Source organism: Arthrobacter sp. Y3224198 (genome assembly GCF_059090025.1).
The window spans coordinates 119,342-134,603 of sequence record NZ_JBNHFG010000002.1; the positions used below are offsets into that span (position 1 = coordinate 119,342).

Consider the following 15,262-nt stretch of genomic DNA (forward strand, 5'->3'; position numbering starts at 1 on the left):
TTGGGTTCCGGTTCAGCCGATGGCCGAAGCGCAGCGTGCCGTATGACTCCTCCGGTGCCTTTGCGGTAGAACACTCCTATGAACGTTCGTACTCCTGACCCGTATCCAGGCTGGCTTTCCGAGGAAGACCTCTACGAAGCCCGGCAGCGCCTGCCCATGGTTTACGTCGAGGCCGTTCCGGTGCGATGCGATCCGCTGGGCTACGTGACGGAGGTGGGACTGCTGCTGCAGGCCACCCCGGAAGGCCGGATGGTGCGTTCCTTCGTTTCCGGGCGGGTGATGTACCGCGAAACCATCCGCGGCGCCCTGCTGCGCCATCTGGAAAAGGACCTCGGTCCCATGGCGTTGCCTCAGCTGCCGCCCACGCTCGTGCCGTTTGCCGTAGCCGAGTACTTCCCCTCCCCGTCCCAGAGCGGGCTCACGGACGAGCGCCAGCACGCCGTCGCGCTGGCCTACCTGATTCCGGTCACCGGTGAGTGCGATCCGCGCCAGGACGCGCTGGAACTGTCCTGGCTGACCCCCGAGGAAGCCCTCAGCCCGGCCATCTACGCCGAGTTCTCCGGCGGCCGCGGCGATCTGCTGCGCCAGGCCCTGGCCTCGGCCGGCTGGGGACGCTGACCGGCCAGCGTGCGACGGCTCACGGCGCCGCCCCGGCGGAACTACCGGGGCGGCGTTACCTGAGCTTTATATAATGGAAGGTCTGGGGAGCCGAGGTCCAACCACGAAGGAATCGCCATGTCTGAGAGCCTGCCGGAAACGTATGCGTTCCGGGTCAATGCGGAACTGCTAGCACCGGGCCAGAGGCTTGTCCCGGCCGACGGCGGCGCAGCACCGCTGGCTCCCGTGGCGGGAACCAGCGTGGAGGACGACGATTTCGGCACGCCGGCACTGGTGATCGTCAAGCTCGAAGACGGACAGTCGTTGCGGCTGGCCCACGGTTCGTCCGTCCGGGTGCAGGCCCCGGCTCCGGAGGGAGACCCGTCCGACGCCGTCCGTCAGGTGCCCTCCGAAGAGGACAACGCGGCGGAGATTATCTCCGAAGCGGCCGCGGCCCATCCCGGCAACGCTGCCGTCCAGGACATCGCGGCCCGGCTGGAGCGCGGACTGAACGTCAAGTCCGGCAGCAACCTCCAGGACGTCCGGGACCTGGCCTACCTGCTGTTTGTGGACCTGGGCGATGCCGCGAACGCCCTGAAGGTCTGCAACGTCATCACCGGCCTGCCTTTCGACGGCAATTTCGGCCGATGGAACTGGATCCAGGGCGCTCTGGCCCTGGCCGCCCACATCACCCACGAAAACGGCGACGAGGACAGTGCCGCCGCCTACAGCCAGGCGGTGCGTGCGGCCGATGCGTCCGAAACGGACCCGTTGAAGGCCAAGCTGGCAGCCGAGCTGCTGCAGCGCCAGCTGAACGAACCCAACCTCTATGACCGGGAAATCCACCGTGCCGCCGAGGCGGGAAACGAGTCCGAAGAACGGGAATGGCGCGTCCTGCGCCTGAACGCCCTGTTGTACCTGCGGGCGCACGGCGGCTCGCAGACACTGGCCGACGCCGAGCTGGAGCGCCGGATCCGCACCGAGCTGATCGCCGTTCGCCAGGACTGAGCTCCGTTACTGCTGCTGCCGCTAACCTGCCGCAGGGTTGTGGCGCTGCTGTTTTGTTTCCAGGTGCTTCTGCCGCAGATGCACCGCAACCACCACTGCCATGCCGACCGCGGCGCCGATCAGTGTCTCCAGCCCCCGGTCCGTGAGCAGCTGCACCGGGTTGCTGGGGTGAGCCAGTTCCGTACTGACCAGGGCCAGCGGGGTGACCACAGCCTGGGCCAGGGCATATTGGCGGGCGATCAGCATTTCCGCGCCGAACTGGCAGGCGGCAATCACCAGCACCATCTGCCACGGCTCCAGGCCGGGGAAGAGGATCAGGGCGGTCAGGACCAGGCCGGCAAAAGTGCCCAGGATGCGCTGCAGACCGCGGTGCACCCGGTGCCGTACGGTCTGGCCGATCAAAGGGACGGTGGCGGCCACCATGGCCCAGTAGTTGTGGCCGATCCCCAGCAGGGTGGCGATGGACCCGGCCAGTGCGGCGGCTATGCCGTACAGCAACCCGTCAATGTAGATGAACCGGCGCTGCGCAGCCGAAAACCGGGGGCGGACCGGCCGGCTCCAGTCCGTCCGGTACCGGCGGGCCAGCATTCCGGACTGGCCCAGCAGGATCGAAAAAGCCACGGTCAGGACGGCGACGAGCATGCCCTGCCAGACCGGCGGCTGGTTCGGCACCGAGGAGATGGCTGCAAACGCGAAGATGTGGAACAGCGAGCCCGCGGGCCGGAGCCGCCAGAACCCGGTGACGACGGTGCCCAGCGCGGCTACCACGGTTGTGCCAATGACCGTGCCCCACGCGTCCAGGTCCAGCCGTGCAGACAGCGCCGCCGCCAGGATGACCGCCAGCATCAGTGCCCCGGCGCGGGCCTGGTGGCCCAGCCGCTGGCGGTGCGGTTCGTTGCGGCCATAGATCCCGGTGAACGCCCCGAATGACGCGAAGATGGCCAGGTCGATCCGCCCCAGCGCCAGTACCAGCAAGAGCGGCAAACCTATGCCGATGGCACACCGGATGGCCACGTGGTGGTCGTTGTGGGCCGGGGCGATCCGAAACATCTCTCGCAAATGGGTCAAGGGGGCAGGCACAGCCTTTCGTACCGGGGCATCGGGAGTGGTGGTGCGGCTGTTGCCCGGGGTTGACTTCCGGATGCAGAAATCCGCCTATCCAACGTATCGCCGGAGGTGCGGCGGCCTGAATAAATGTGGGGAACCTCCCACCGGCACGCCGCCTTCCCCGGTAGCGGCGGCGTCGTCCGGGGCGCACCTCCCGGCACCGTCGCGTCTTCGTGCCCGCCCTGGCGCCTGTCCGGCGTCGCGGCGTCCCGGCGTCGTACCCGCCCCGATGCCTGTCCGGCGCCCCTCCGGCATCGCCGTGTCCCGCCGTCGTACCCGCCCCGGCGCGCGTGCGTTACCCGGGGTAAGGCAAAATGGAAGGGTGTCTTCTTCAGCCTTCTCCTTCACCCTCGGTAAGCGCCTGCGCGAAACCGCCCCGGCAGCGGCCGAAGCCCGCGTAGAGGCGAACGGAGGAGGCTTCCAGGGCCGCACCGGCACCATCTCCACGCCGCACGGGGAAATCAAGACGCCGGCCTTTATTGCTGTGGGCACCAAGGCCACGGTCAAGGCCGTGCTGCCCGAGTCCGTCGCCGATCTGGGCGCGCAGGCCGTCCTGGCCAACGCCTACCACCTGTACCTCCAGCCGGGCCCGGACATCCTGGACGAGGCCGGCGGCCTGGGGAAGTTCATGAACTGGTCCGGCCCCACCTTCACCGATTCCGGCGGGTTCCAGGTCATGAGCCTGGGCGCCGGGTTCAAGAAGGTCATCAACATGAATGCCGACGGCACCACGCATGCCACGGGAGCGGACGACGACGTCGCGCCCGGCAAGGAGCGCCTGGCGCACATTGATGACGACGGCGTCTGGTTCAAGTCGCACCTGAACGGCGACAAGCACCGGTTCAGCCCGGAGATTTCGATGCAGGTCCAACACAAGATCGGTGCGGACATCATGTTCGCCTTTGACGAGCTGACCACGCTGATGAACTCCCGCGGCTACCAGGAAATGTCGCTGGAACGCACCCGCCTGTGGGCCCTGCGGTGCCTTGCCGAGCACAACCGGCTCACCGAAGAACGGGTAGGCAAGCCCTACCAGGCACTGTTTGGCGTGCTGCAGGGCGCCCAGTACGAGGATCTGCGGCGCAAGGCAGCGCGCGATCTGGGTGCCATGGACTTTGACGGGTTCGGACTGGGCGGGGCGTTCGAGAAGGAAAACCTCGGCACCATTGTCCGCTGGTGCACCGAGGAACTTCCGGAGAACAAGCCCCGGCACCTGCTGGGCATTTCCGAGCCCGATGACATCTTTACCGCCATCGAGAACGGCGCCGACACGTTCGACTGCGTCTCCCCCACCCGGGTGGCCCGCAATTCTGCGTTCTACACCCCGTACGGACGCAAGAACCTTTCCAATGCGAAGTACAAGAAGGACTTCGGGCCGCTGGTGGACGGCTGCGACTGCTACACCTGCACCAACTACACGCGGGCTTACATCCAGCACCTGTTCAAGGCCAACGAGATGGTCAGCCATACGCTGATCTCCATCCACAACGAGCGGTTCACCGTGAAACTCGTGGACGACGCCCGCCTGTCCATCGAAGACGGCTCCTTCTTCGACTTCAAGGCCGAGGTGCTGGGGAAGTACTACAGCGGGCAGTAGCCCTTAACTGGAACAGGCAGCCCGCCGGCAGCGGTTCCCGCCGGCGAGCTGCCTGTTTCGTTCCCGGGCTTCAGGTGCGCTTGGTTTCTGGTTTCAGGTTTCGCCTGGTTTCAGGTCTGCCTAGTTCCAGGTTTCTGGTTCCAGGGTGCGCCTGGTTTCAGGTCCGCGTCGTTCGGGTCCGTCTAGTTCCAAGTGCGCGGGAGCGGCTCGTTTTCCTGCTCGTCCGCTTCGCCGGTGGGGTTCTGGTCCGCGGCGCTCGGGTCCTCCGGCCCGCCGGTGGGCGCGCCGCCGGCCTGCTGCTGGCCGTTTTTCTGGCCGTCTTCGCCCGGAGCGGGCGGATCCACTATCTGCAGCTGTTCCTCAGCCTGCGTTTCGTTGTGTTCGAAGTCTTTGTCTCCGGCCATGCTGTCCTCCTGGAATCAAGGATCTTGCTGTGGATTACGGGCTGCTGGGGGAAATCCCGCTGCTTATTGGCGGTCCTTGCCCGGGATTCCTCGCGGACTTATCGGGCTGACGAAGCCCCGAGGGCTGCGTTTCAGGACGAGGCCTTGCCCGGCGTCGCCGGCGTTTCCTCATCCACCTCAAGGGCGGCTTGGGAGTCCCGCTCGCTGTCACCGGGGCTGTCGTCCTGCTGCATATCCTCAATCATCGCCTGGGTGACTTCATCGTTGAACTCGTCGCGGCTTCCCGCCAGGTTCTCGTCTACTGCCTTCGCTCCCGCGTTGGGGACCGGATCTTCTCTGCTCATGTCTTGTCTCCTGCCGGATTCAGGGTGTGAGTAGCAAGTGAAACGCGTATCCCCCTACCCTTGCACAACCAGCGGAAGATTTCCCCCGGTTTCGCTGGGCATCACGGCACCGATCGCCCCGTAGCGGGGCCGGAAGCGGTCCGAAATGGGTCCGGACGGAGGCGGGGCCGGCTGGCGGGGCCCGGGCGGGGCGGATGGGTCCGGATGGAGGGGCGGGGCTGGCTGGCGGGGCCCGGACGGGGCGGATGGGTCCGGATGGAGGGGGCGGGCTAAACCCGGTCGGATCGGGAAACTGCTACCAGTTTGCGCTGCTGCTGCCACCTTTATGTGGCAGCAAAAACCCAAAACGGGAGCGATTGGACAAAGTGGCAGCAGATGCCACGCTCGGAAGCCCCGCCCCCGCCCGGCGGCAGCAGATGTCCGCTAGAAAGCCCGGGCCGCACCCCGGCGGCAGCAGAACAGCCAACCGGGACCGACCGTTGAGCCGGACGGGCCGGCCACCGGAACGAGAAGGCACGAATTACCGTTTTTCGCCCGGAAACCGGTAAATCGTGCCCTCTCGATTCCCCCACCGGTAAATCGTGCCCTCTCGATTCCCCCACCGGTAAATCGTGCCCTCTCGATTCCCCCACCGGTAAATCGTGCCCTCTCGATTCCCCCGCCGGTAAATCGTGCCTTCTCGATTCCCCGGCCAACCTGCCGCGCCAACCTGGCCGCGCAATCTATCCCGCCGGCGTCGGCTCCAGTGCGGGCTCCGCATAGGTGGGCTCGCGCTTCTTGATCAACCGGATTACCACGGCGGTCACGGGCACAAACAGGTACTCGATCAGCGTCTTGTAGAGGAACCCGAACAGCACGTAATTGAAGAACCCGCCGGCGTCGGTAATGCCGATGACGGGAGCGGCAATGGCACAGAAAATCAGGGTGTCGGCGAACTCCCCCACGCCGGTGGAGGCCATCAGCCGGCCCGCCAGGGCCTTTTCCCGGAAGCGCTCCTTCATCCGCACCAGCACCAGCGAGTTCAGCAGCTGGCCCGCCAGGAAGCCCATCAGGCTGGCGCCGACAATCTGCCACACCGGCCCGAGCGCCGTCTCCAGCGCGGCCTGCTTCTCGAGCCCGTAGTCGTCGGTGAACCCGGGCAGGGCAATGATGATGGCAAAGCTGACCACGGCCAGCAGCGCCATCGCAAAGCCGGTGAAGATGGCCCGCCGGGCGGCCTTGAAACCGTAGACCTCGCTGACCACGTCGCCGAGGATGTAGGCGAGCGGGAAGAGGAAGAATCCGCCGTCGGTGACGATCTCCCAGCCGCCGGGAAGGGCGAACTGCACTCCCTTGGTGGCGCCGATGTTGGAGATGACGATGACCACGCACATCAGCGTCAGGATCAGGTCATAGTGGGAGCTCCCGCGGGAGGCGTACGTTGCAGCGGTTTTCGCAGCTGCCCGTGGCTGTACATCCATGGCATTCCGTTCCGGTAGTGGTTCGCCTGGCTCTCGCCGGCTGTATTAGCACTGTGCCCGCTGCCCCGGGCGGTCCCGTAGGACCGCATCCATTCTGCCATGCCCCGGCCCCGGTCCCGGCCTGCCGCGGAATCCGACCCCTTCCGGCCTGTTTTGAACATGTTCAAAACTGTGGTCTACTGATCGCTGGAAATACTGCATAAGGGAGCATCATTGGCCGTCACCGTCAAGAGCGAACAGACGCGCCGGCTCCTCATCGATACGGCACTTCGCCTGTTCTCCGTCCAGGGCTATGAAAAGACCACCATGCGCGCCATCGCGTTGGAGGCAGGCGTGTCCGTGGGCAACGCCTACTACTACTTCCGTTCCAAGGATGACCTCATCCACGAGCTCTACTCGTCCCTGCAGGACGAGCACCGTTCAATGGCGCTGCCGCTGATCCGCGAGGGCCACAACCTCGGCGAAAACCTCAAGGTCATCCTGTCCTCCGGCCTGGACACCATGGCCCCGTACCACGCCTTCGGCATGCATTTCCTGCGCGATGCCATGGCTCCCAACCGCCGTGCCCACGCCGCCGTCGGACGCGGAAAATCGATTGCCATGTTCCGGCAGGCCGTCACCAGCGCCAGGCCGCAGCCGCCGCTGGCCATCCGCGACGACCTGTCCGAGCTGCTTTGGCTGATGTACATGGGCATCACGTTGTTCTGGGTCTATGACCGGTCCCCCGGGCAGCGCCGGTCCCACCGGCTCGCCGCCAACCTGGCGCCGCTGGTGGCCAAGCTGGTCATCCTTTCGCGGCTTCCCGTGGTCCGGAACATCGTGGAGGACGTGGTGCACCTGCTGCGCGGGATCCGGCGGGACGGGTAGCTCGCCGGGGCGGAAACAGAGGCGCCGGGCGCACGACGACGGCGCGGCGCCGGTGGGCAGCGCCGGCGGGCATCCGGGCCGGGTGGCCGCGTTTGCCGGTTTGGGTGGAAGATGGAGCCATGTCTGCTAACACACACTCTTCTGCGGCTGCCGCTCCGGCCGTAACGCTGACCATCGCCGGTTCCGAAGCCACCGGCGGCGCCGGCGCCCAGGCTGACCTGAAGACCTTCCAGGAACTGGGCGTCTACGGCATCACGGCACTGACCTGCATCGTGTCCTTCGACCCCAAGGATTCCTGGAACCACCGCTTCGTTCCGGTGGATGCGCAGGTTATTGCCGACCAGCTCGAAGCAATCACTACGGCGTATGACCTGGATACCGTCAAGATCGGCATGCTCGGCACCCCGGCCACCATCGACGTCGTGGCCAAGGCGCTGCAGGCCCAGGACTGGAAGAACCTGGTGCTGGATCCGGTGCTGATCTGCAAGGGCCAGGAACCCGGAGCCGCCTTGGACACCGATCAGGCGCTCAAGGCCCAGATTCTGCCCCTGGCCACCTTCGTGACCCCCAACCACTTTGAATCCCTGTCCCTCTCCGGCTTGGACTCCATCGAGAGCGTGGAGGACCTGAAGGAAGCGGCCCGCCGCATCCACGAGGCCAGCGGAGCCGTGGTGCTGGCCAAGGGCGGCGTGCGGATGGAAGGCGACGACGCCGTCGACGTGTTCTACGACGGCGAGACCATGGAAGTCCTGCGCGCCCCCAAGGTGGGCAACGTGGCCGTCAGCGGTGCCGGCTGCACCCTGGCCGCCGCCATCACCGCCGAGCTGGCCAAGGGTGCCACCCCCCTGGAGGCTGCCAGGACCGCCAAGGCCTTCGTGACCGAAGGCATCCGGAACCGGGTCTCCTCGAACGCTCCGTTCGACGCCCTGTGGCAGGGCAACGCGGGGCAGGGTCCGGCGCTGTAGCCCGGCCCTGCAGTCCGGCTTCGTAGTCGGCTCTGCAGTCGGGTGCGGCAGCCCGGAAACCCCTGGTTCCCAACAGCAAACTCCCATACCAAAAACAAAAAGGAGCCCCCGGCGACGGGCGGCTCCTTTTGTTTATGTTTTTAGTCTGCAGGTGCCGAAAACTACTGCCTGAACCGTGAAAAAACAAGAGCCAAACAAATAATTCGCTGTGTGCGGCACCAACCTTTGCACCACCGGATTGCTCCTCTATTGTGACCCCTACGGCTGCTTGGTTTGGGGGCCGTTACGTGCATGCTGACACTCCTGACGGGGGTTGGGGGCACAACGGAAAACCTGCCGCAGTGCGTCAGCAGCCGGTGCAAAAGTCTCTTGGACGTGCCCGGTAGCGCTCGGTGGAACGTTCAAGGAGCGCAATGAGATTGTCCATCCATCACAAACCCGGCGCGGTACTCACTGCCGCATTTGCCGGGCTCGCACTCACGGCGTCCCTGGGCCTGCCGGCCCAGGCCACCGGGGTCCCGGAAGATCCCACCAACAGCGACGGCCGTGCCCAGGGCATATCCGTCGAAGAGTTCCAGGCCCAGAAGGTATCTCCCAGCCTGCGGGATGCCTCCGGACAGGTTTCCGTCTACGTCCAGTTCACCGGCGAGGGTGCCTTTGAGCAGACGCAGCCGGAAGAGGTCAAGGAAGGCAAAGCCGAGCCGGTGGTGAACAAGCCGCTGGTGGAAGAGATCCGCAGCAACATCACCAGCCAGGCCGAATCCGTAGCGGCAGAGGCTGCCGCCAGTACCCTCTACACCACCACCAACACCCTCCCCGGCACGGCCATTGTGGGCGACGCCCAGGCCATCCGCGACCTCGCGGGCCGCGCGGACGTCGCGCGGATCACCAAGATCGTGCCGAAGTCCGTGGATAACAAGGGCGCCGACATCGATACCCGCGCGTTGAACACCTGGGTGGAGCGCCAGCAGACCGGCAAGGGCATCACTATTGCCGTTCTGGACACCGGCATCGACTACACCCACAGCGACTTCGGCGGCCCCGGGACGGTTGAGGCCTACGCCGCAGCGCAGGCCTCCCCCACCATTCCCGCCGCCGACAGCGGCCTGATCGACTCCACCAAGTTCATCGGCGGCTATGACCTGGTGGGCGACGACTACAACGCCGACCCCAACTCCCCCACCTACCAGCCGGTTCCGCGTCCGGACCTCAACCCGCTGGACTGCGGCGGGCACGGCAGCCACGTCGCGGGTACCGCAGCCGGCTACGGCACGAACAATGACGGCACCACGTTCCGCGGCAATTACTCCACCCTGACCGCGGAACAAGTCAACTCCATGCGCATCGGTCCCGGTTCCGCCCCCGAAGCGTCCCTGGTGGGCATCCGCGTCTTCGGCTGCTCCGGTTCCTCCGAGGTGGTGGGCCAGGCCCTGGACTTCGTCCTCGACCCGAACGGCGACGGCGACTTCTCCGACCGTGCGCAGGTTGTGAACATGTCACTCGGCTCGGACTACGCCCCGTACGACGATCCCGAGAACGACATTGTCAACAAGCTCACCGAGCAGGGCATCCTCTCGGTGGTCGCCTCCGGCAACGCCGGAGACGTGTACGACGTCGGCGGCTCCCCCGGCAACGCCAAGTCGGCGCTGACGGTGGCCAGCAGCATCGGTTCCCAGGTCACCCTGGACCGGGCCGATGTCCTCGCCCCGGCCGAACTGGCCGGAACGGCAGCCGGGCAGTACTCCTCCAACTTCAACTACTCCAACCCGGCGGTGACGGAAGCCCAGCTCACCGGTACCGTGGTGGCTGCCCCGGCGGACAACGCCTTCGGCTGCAACCCGTTCCCGGCAGGCTCCCTGACCGGCAAGTGGGTCTGGATCCAGTGGGAAGAGAACGGTGCCTTCCCCTGCGGGTCCGGCGTCCGGTTCAACAACGCCCAGAACGCCGGCGCCACCGGTGTTGTGCTGGATTCCCCGCGCTCGGTCTTTGACGCCGGCATCGGCGGCAACGCCACCATCCCCGGTATCCAGCTGAACGCCGAGTCCTCGGACCGGCTGCGTCCGGCCGCCGTCGCCGGTACCCTCACGCTGCGCCTGTCCCCGGCCTACCAGGCCACCACCTCCGGTCCCTCCGGGGCCGGCGACACCGTCAGCTCCTTCTCCTCCCGCGGCGTGCACGGCTCCAACGGCGTGGTGAAGCCCGACGTCGCTGCTCCCGGCTCGTCCATCGGCTCGGTGTCGGTGGGGTCGGGCGACGGTGCGTCCGTCAGCAGCGGCACTTCCATGGCCACCCCGCACGTGGCCGGTATCGCCGCCCTGGTGTACGCGGCCACGGACCTGAATCCCTACCAGGTCAAGACCGCCATCATGAACACCGCCACCCATGACCTGCTGACCGCCAACGGAGCCGTCCAGGCCCCGAACCGGGTCGGCTCGGGCCGGGTGGATGCCCTGGATGCGGTCAGCACCAAGGCACTGGCCTACGCGACGGAGGACCCGGCGCTGACCAGCGTGAACTTCGGTGTGCTGGAGCTCGGCAAGGAAGCCCTGGTGCAGACCAAGCAGGTCACGGTGGAGAACCGGGCCGACCGCCCCGTTTCCTACCAGGTCAGCTACCTGCAGGCATCCACCATGCCCGGCGTCGTCATCAGCACCACCCCCTCGGTGAACGTGCCGGCCAACGGCAAAGCCACCGTGGATGTCACGCTGAGCATCTCCGATCCGGCCGCCCTGGCCAAGACCATGGATCCGGCCGCTGACAGCGTGCAGCTGGGCATGAACCGGCAGTTCCTGGCGGATGTGTCCGGGCGGGTGCAGTTCGCGGCCGCCGGCACGCCCACACTGCGGGTTCCGGTCTACTCCGCGCCGAAGCCGACGTCGGACATGAGCGCAGGCAAGGAAATCGCCTTCGCCGACTCCGAGGCCCTCAAGAGCACGGTCACCCTGCAGGGGCGCGACCTCAACCAGGGCACGGGCGCCTCGCGCTACCTGTCCCTGGTCTCGCCGCTGGTCCTCGGTGCGCAGAGCCCGAAGCTGGACTCCGTGAAGATGGATTCCATGAACGCCCTGGACCTGCAGTCCGTGGGTGCTTCCTCCACCGTCCCGGGCGTGAAGGCTGCCGGCGGGGACCTGGCGTCCTCACTGGTCAACTTCGGTGTCAGCACCTGGGACAACTGGCCCTACCTCGGGTCCGCGTACGAAATCGACGTGGAGATCGACACCAACGGTGACTCGGTTCCCGACTTCGTGACGTTCACCAGCCGGACCGATGACGTGGACCTGGTCCTCGTCTCGACCTACCGGCTGAATGCGGACGGCACGGCCACCATGGTGTTCCAGACCGGAGCCAACGGCCTGCAGGGCAACACGGACTCCAACACGTTCGACACCAATGCGGTGACCCTCCCGGTGCGGGCCTCGGCCCTGGGCCTGGATGTGAACGCCGCTTCGGCGCCGTTCAAGTACCGGGTCACCACGTGGAGCCCGTACAACGTGAATGAGCTGGGCGAGAGCATTCCGGTGGACACCACGGAGTACATTCCGTTTGATGCCGCCAACCCGGCGCTGTCCTTCACCGGTGCAGCCCCGAGTGCGGTGTTCGCGGATATCGATGGTGCCAAGATCGATGTGACCCGCAGCGCCGGCACCACCGACGCCAAGGCACTGTTCCTGCACCTGCACAACGCGACGGGTGACCTGAGCGGCACCAACGGCGACGGCGGGCGTGCGGAAGTACTGCCGATCAAGGTTCCGGCCAAGGCAACGCCGACGCCGACTCCCACCCAGACGGCAACGCCGAAGCCGACGGCGACACCCAAGCCGACCCCCACGGCAACGCCGAAGCCGACGGCGACACCCAAGCCGACCCCCACGCCCAAGCCCACGCCGGCCAATCCGGTCAGCGCGGTCAGCAAGTGCTCGGGGTCGGGTGCGGAGATTGCCGTCACGGTGAAGAACACCGGTACCCGGCAGGCGAACGTGGTGGTGAAGTCCAACTACGGCACCGTCACGGTCAACAACCTGTCCCCGGGCAAGAGCAAGTCGGTGAGCATCAAGACCAAGCAGTCCTCCATCAAGGGCGGCGAAGTCACGGCGAACTACACGTTCACCGGCAAGGGCAAGGCTGAAAAGGCCAGCTACAAGGCCAAGTTCGAAGGCCAGAAGTGCAAGGGTGGCCACGGCCACGGCGGCGGTCACGGAGGTGGCCGCAGCTAAGCCCGTAATCCCGGTGCGGAGGTAACTCCGAGCCGGGATAAAACCCCTGGCCAGACAGCAGCGGACTCCGGCACACGCCGGGGTCCGCTGCTGCTTTTGCGGCTCTACTTATCCAACCGGGACATCCGGCGGTCCGCCAGGATTTTGCCGCCGGTCTGGCAGGTGGGGCAGTACTGCAGGGAGGAATCGGCAAACGAGACTTCCCTGACGGTGTCCCCGCACACCGGGCACGGTTGCCCGGTCCGGGCATGGACCTGCAGTGCCTGCCGCTTGGAGTCCTTGAGTTCCGACGCCGGCCGTCCGGAGGCACCCTCAATGGCGGCTTCCAGGGTGGTGCGCATGGCCACGAACAGCTGCCCGGCCTGGTCCGCGTCCAGCTTGGCCGCATTGGCAAACGGTGACAGCCGTGCCGCGTGCAGGATTTCGTCACTGTACGCATTGCCGATCCCCGCGATCACCGACTGGTCCCGGAGCAGGCCCTTGATCTGGCCGTGATGGGCGGCCAGCAGGTCCGAAAAGGCGTCGAAGCCGACGTCGAGCGCTTCCGGACCCAGCCGGGCCAACCCCGGCACCTCGTCCAGGCTGCGCACCAGATACACGGCCAGGGACTTCTTGGTCCCGGCCTCGGTCAGATCGAAGCCGGGTTCCTTCCCGCCGTCGTCGCCGGTAGCCGCGGCGAACCGCACCCGCAGCGCCATGGCGCCCTTCCCCGGCCGCAGCCGGCCCGGCTTCAAGGCGTCCGACCAGCGCAGCCAGCCTGCCTTGGCCAGGTGCATCACCAGGTGCACCTCCCCGGCCGTGAGGACTATGAATTTTCCCCGGCGGTCCACGGCGGTGACCGCCTCTCCGTGCAGTGCGTCCAGCGGAACGCCGGCGGTCTTCAGCACCGCAAAGGAGAGCACTTCCACGTCCCGAATCACGGCCGGGGGCGAGTCCGACGGGATGAGCTTGGTCCGCAGGAAGTCAACGAGTCCCTGCACTTCGGGCATCTCAGGCATGGATTCACCCTAGTGCGTCTTGGGTTGTGCGTCAGTTCCCCTGCCTGATGCCTTACTGCTCCGAATGCGACTGCAGGAACGAATACACCTCGGTTTCATCCACACCGGGGAAGGCGCCGGGCGGCAGCGCGGCCAGCAGGTGCGAATGCGCGCGGGCGCTGGGCCAGGCGAAGCCGGACCATTCCGAGGACAGCTCGCCGGGCGGCGTGCGGCAGCAGTCCGGGTCCGGGCAGCGGGACTTGGACCGTTCGGTGGTGTCCCGGCCGCGGAACCACTTCACGTGCTGGTACGGCAGTCCGATGCTCACGGAGAACTTTCCGGCGGAACCGCGTTCCACCCGGGCGGTGCACCAGTAGGTGCCGGCCGGGGTGTCGGTGTACTGGTTGAACGCACTGAACTGGTCCGGCACCGAAAACACCTCCCGCGAGGTCCAGTACCGGCAGATCGGCTGGCCCTCGATGGCGCCGGTGTGGTCCGCCGGGAACGTCACGCCGTCGTTCTCATAGGCCTTGTAGACAATCCCGCTCTCGTGCACCTTCTGGAAATGGGTCGGGATGCCCAGGTGCTCGGTGGCGAGGTTGGTGAACCGGTGCGCCGCGGTTTCATAGGAGACGGCAAACGCGTCCCGGATGTCCTCCACGGCGATTTCCTTGGCAGCCTTGGCCCGCTGCAGGAACTCCACCGTGGCTTTCTCCGGCAGCAGCAGCGCGGCGGCGAAGTAGTTGGTGGCCACCCGCTGGCTGAGGAATTCGCCGTAGCTGCTGGGTGTCTGGTGCTGCAGCACGTAATGCCCCAGTGCCTGCAGCAGCACCGAGCGCGGATCGTGGTCCGAACGCTGGGACTGGGTGAGGTAGATGCGCCGGTTCTTCAGGTCGGTGACGGAACGGGTGGAGTGCGGCAGGTCATTCACATGGTGCAGGCTGAAGCCCAGGTGCGCGGCAATATCCGCAATCACGTGCTGGGACAGCGGCCCGGAGGTGTGCCCCACGGACTGCAGCACCTTCTGCGCCTCGGCCTCGTACTCGGGGAAGTAGTTGTTCCGTTCCCGCATCATGGCCCGCAGCTCGCCGTTGGCCCGGCGTGCCTCCTCCGGGGTGGCCACCTGCTCGTTGAGCCGGCGTTCCAGCTCGGCCTGCAGTCCGACCAGGGATTCCAGCACGTCCAGCGGCAGCCGGGAGCCGATCCGCACCTTGGGCAGGCCGAGCGAGGCATACAACGGTCCGCGCTGCGCCCGTTCCAGCTCGATCTCCAGGGCGGCCCGACGGCTGGGCGGCTCCGCGCCGAGCAGCGAATCGATGCTGACATCCAGCGCGGCAGCCAGGGCCTGCATCATGCCGAGCTTCGGCTCACGCTTCCCGTTTTCGATCAGGGACAACTGCGACGCCACGGTTCCGACGGCGGCGCCCAGGTCATCCAAGGTCATGCCCTTGGCCTTGCGCAGATGGCGGACCCGGCGGCCCAGGCTGATCACATCCAGGGTGCGCTCGGTATCGCTTCCGGACTGCTTTCCGGCGGCCGATCCGCGCTTGCGGGGTCCGGGACTGGGCCGGTTCCATGTTGCACTCGTCACGTTTTTCACAATACGCGAAGAAACGCATTTCTTTCCATAGAAAAACCCTAGAAGAGGGGTTGTTGTTGGCACAGGCTTAGTTCACAGCAGGAAATTCCGGTTGAAGCGGCCGGGACGAATGAGATGAATTC

The 15,262-nt window shown here is 66.4% G+C and carries 12 protein-coding genes; 6 read left to right on the forward strand and 6 right to left on the reverse strand.

All coding sequences use genetic code 11. The annotated features are described in order from the left end of the window. Positions 1 to 78 precede the first annotated feature (78 nt). A complete protein-coding gene (locus AC5RUF_RS01790) occupies positions 79 to 618 on the forward strand; it encodes an NUDIX hydrolase family protein (protein WP_227913103.1) in 540 nt (179 codons plus the stop codon). 117 nt (positions 619 to 735) lie between these two features. After that, positions 736 to 1,605 (forward strand): DUF6707 family protein, encoded by an 870-nt coding sequence (locus AC5RUF_RS01795; protein ID WP_493998680.1) that lies wholly within the window; start codon positions 736 to 738, stop codon positions 1,603 to 1,605. Positions 1,606 to 1,626: 21 nt separating this feature from the next. Here AC5RUF_RS01795 and AC5RUF_RS01800 read toward each other — a convergent pair whose 3' ends face one another. Beyond that, entirely contained in the window at positions 1,627 to 2,655 is a 1,029-nt protein-coding gene (locus AC5RUF_RS01800) for an FUSC family protein (RefSeq protein WP_494129595.1), read from the reverse strand. A gap of 379 nt (positions 2,656 to 3,034) precedes the next feature. Here AC5RUF_RS01800 and tgt point away from each other — a divergent pair, with 379 nt between their 5' ends. Next, positions 3,035 to 4,309 (forward strand): tRNA guanosine(34) transglycosylase Tgt, encoded by a 1,275-nt coding sequence (gene tgt, locus AC5RUF_RS01805; RefSeq protein ID WP_493998500.1) that lies wholly within the window; start codon positions 3,035 to 3,037, stop codon positions 4,307 to 4,309. 182 nt (positions 4,310 to 4,491) lie between these two features. Here tgt and AC5RUF_RS01810 read toward each other — a convergent pair whose 3' ends face one another. From AC5RUF_RS01810 to AC5RUF_RS01820, 3 genes are all read right to left on the reverse strand, one after another. After that, on the reverse strand, positions 4,492 to 4,713 hold the full coding sequence (locus AC5RUF_RS01810; protein ID WP_493998501.1) for a hypothetical protein: 222 nt from the start codon (positions 4,711 to 4,713) through the stop codon (positions 4,492 to 4,494). Positions 4,714 to 4,844: 131 nt separating this feature from the next. Beyond that, entirely contained in the window at positions 4,845 to 5,057 is a 213-nt protein-coding gene (locus tag AC5RUF_RS01815) for a hypothetical protein (RefSeq protein ID WP_494129510.1), read from the reverse strand. 722 nt (positions 5,058 to 5,779) lie between these two features. Then, entirely contained in the window at positions 5,780 to 6,517 is a 738-nt protein-coding gene (locus AC5RUF_RS01820) for a queuosine precursor transporter (protein ID WP_494129511.1), read from the reverse strand. Between the two features lie 213 nt (positions 6,518 to 6,730). On the opposite strand from AC5RUF_RS01820, the gene AC5RUF_RS01825 reads away from it, so the two are divergent. The 3 genes from AC5RUF_RS01825 (at position 6,731) to AC5RUF_RS01835 (ending at position 12,563) form a co-directional block, all read left to right on the forward strand. Continuing rightward, positions 6,731 to 7,384, forward strand: coding sequence for a TetR/AcrR family transcriptional regulator (locus tag AC5RUF_RS01825; protein WP_494129512.1), 654 nt, complete (start codon positions 6,731 to 6,733; stop codon positions 7,382 to 7,384). A 119-nt stretch (positions 7,385 to 7,503) separates the two neighbouring features. Beyond that, a complete protein-coding gene (gene thiD, locus AC5RUF_RS01830; protein ID WP_494129513.1) occupies positions 7,504 to 8,349 on the forward strand; it encodes a bifunctional hydroxymethylpyrimidine kinase/phosphomethylpyrimidine kinase in 846 nt (281 codons plus the stop codon). 413 nt (positions 8,350 to 8,762) lie between these two features. After that, entirely contained in the window at positions 8,763 to 12,563 is a 3,801-nt protein-coding gene (locus tag AC5RUF_RS01835) for a S8 family peptidase (protein ID WP_494129514.1), read from the forward strand. 104 nt (positions 12,564 to 12,667) lie between these two features. Here the strand turns inward: AC5RUF_RS01835 and AC5RUF_RS01840 are convergent, their stop codons facing one another. Both AC5RUF_RS01840 and AC5RUF_RS01845 read right to left on the reverse strand, forming a co-directional pair. Next, the gene (locus AC5RUF_RS01840) at positions 12,668 to 13,561 is read right to left on the reverse strand and encodes an Fpg/Nei family DNA glycosylase (RefSeq protein WP_494129515.1); all 894 of its coding nucleotides are present in this window, start codon (positions 13,559 to 13,561) and stop codon (positions 12,668 to 12,670) included. Between the two features lie 52 nt (positions 13,562 to 13,613). Then, entirely contained in the window at positions 13,614 to 15,038 is a 1,425-nt protein-coding gene (locus tag AC5RUF_RS01845; protein ID WP_494129596.1) for a helix-turn-helix domain-containing protein, read from the reverse strand. Between the last annotated feature and the right edge of the window lie 224 nt (positions 15,039 to 15,262).

Excerpts from the sequence above, each read along its gene's own strand:
- AC5RUF_RS01790 (WP_227913103.1), top strand. The coding sequence starts at position 79 with ATGAACGTTCGTACTCCTGACCCGTATCCAGGCTGGCTTTCCGAGGAA.
- AC5RUF_RS01795 (WP_493998680.1), top strand. The coding sequence starts at position 736 with ATGTCTGAGAGCCTGCCGGAAACGTATGCGTTCCGGGTCAATGCGGAA.
- AC5RUF_RS01800 (WP_494129595.1), bottom strand. The coding sequence starts at position 2,655 with ATGTTTCGGATCGCCCCGGCCCACAACGACCACCACGTGGCCATCCGG.
- AC5RUF_RS01810 (WP_493998501.1), bottom strand. The coding sequence starts at position 4,713 with ATGGCCGGAGACAAAGACTTCGAACACAACGAAACGCAGGCTGAGGAA.
- AC5RUF_RS01815 (WP_494129510.1), bottom strand. The coding sequence starts at position 5,057 with ATGAGCAGAGAAGATCCGGTCCCCAACGCGGGAGCGAAGGCAGTAGAC.
- AC5RUF_RS01820 (WP_494129511.1), bottom strand. The coding sequence starts at position 6,517 with ATGGATGTACAGCCACGGGCAGCTGCGAAAACCGCTGCAACGTACGCC.
- thiD (WP_494129513.1), top strand. The coding sequence starts at position 7,504 with ATGTCTGCTAACACACACTCTTCTGCGGCTGCCGCTCCGGCCGTAACG.
- AC5RUF_RS01835 (WP_494129514.1), top strand. The coding sequence starts at position 8,763 with ATGAGATTGTCCATCCATCACAAACCCGGCGCGGTACTCACTGCCGCA.
- AC5RUF_RS01840 (WP_494129515.1), bottom strand. The coding sequence starts at position 13,561 with ATGCCTGAGATGCCCGAAGTGCAGGGACTCGTTGACTTCCTGCGGACC.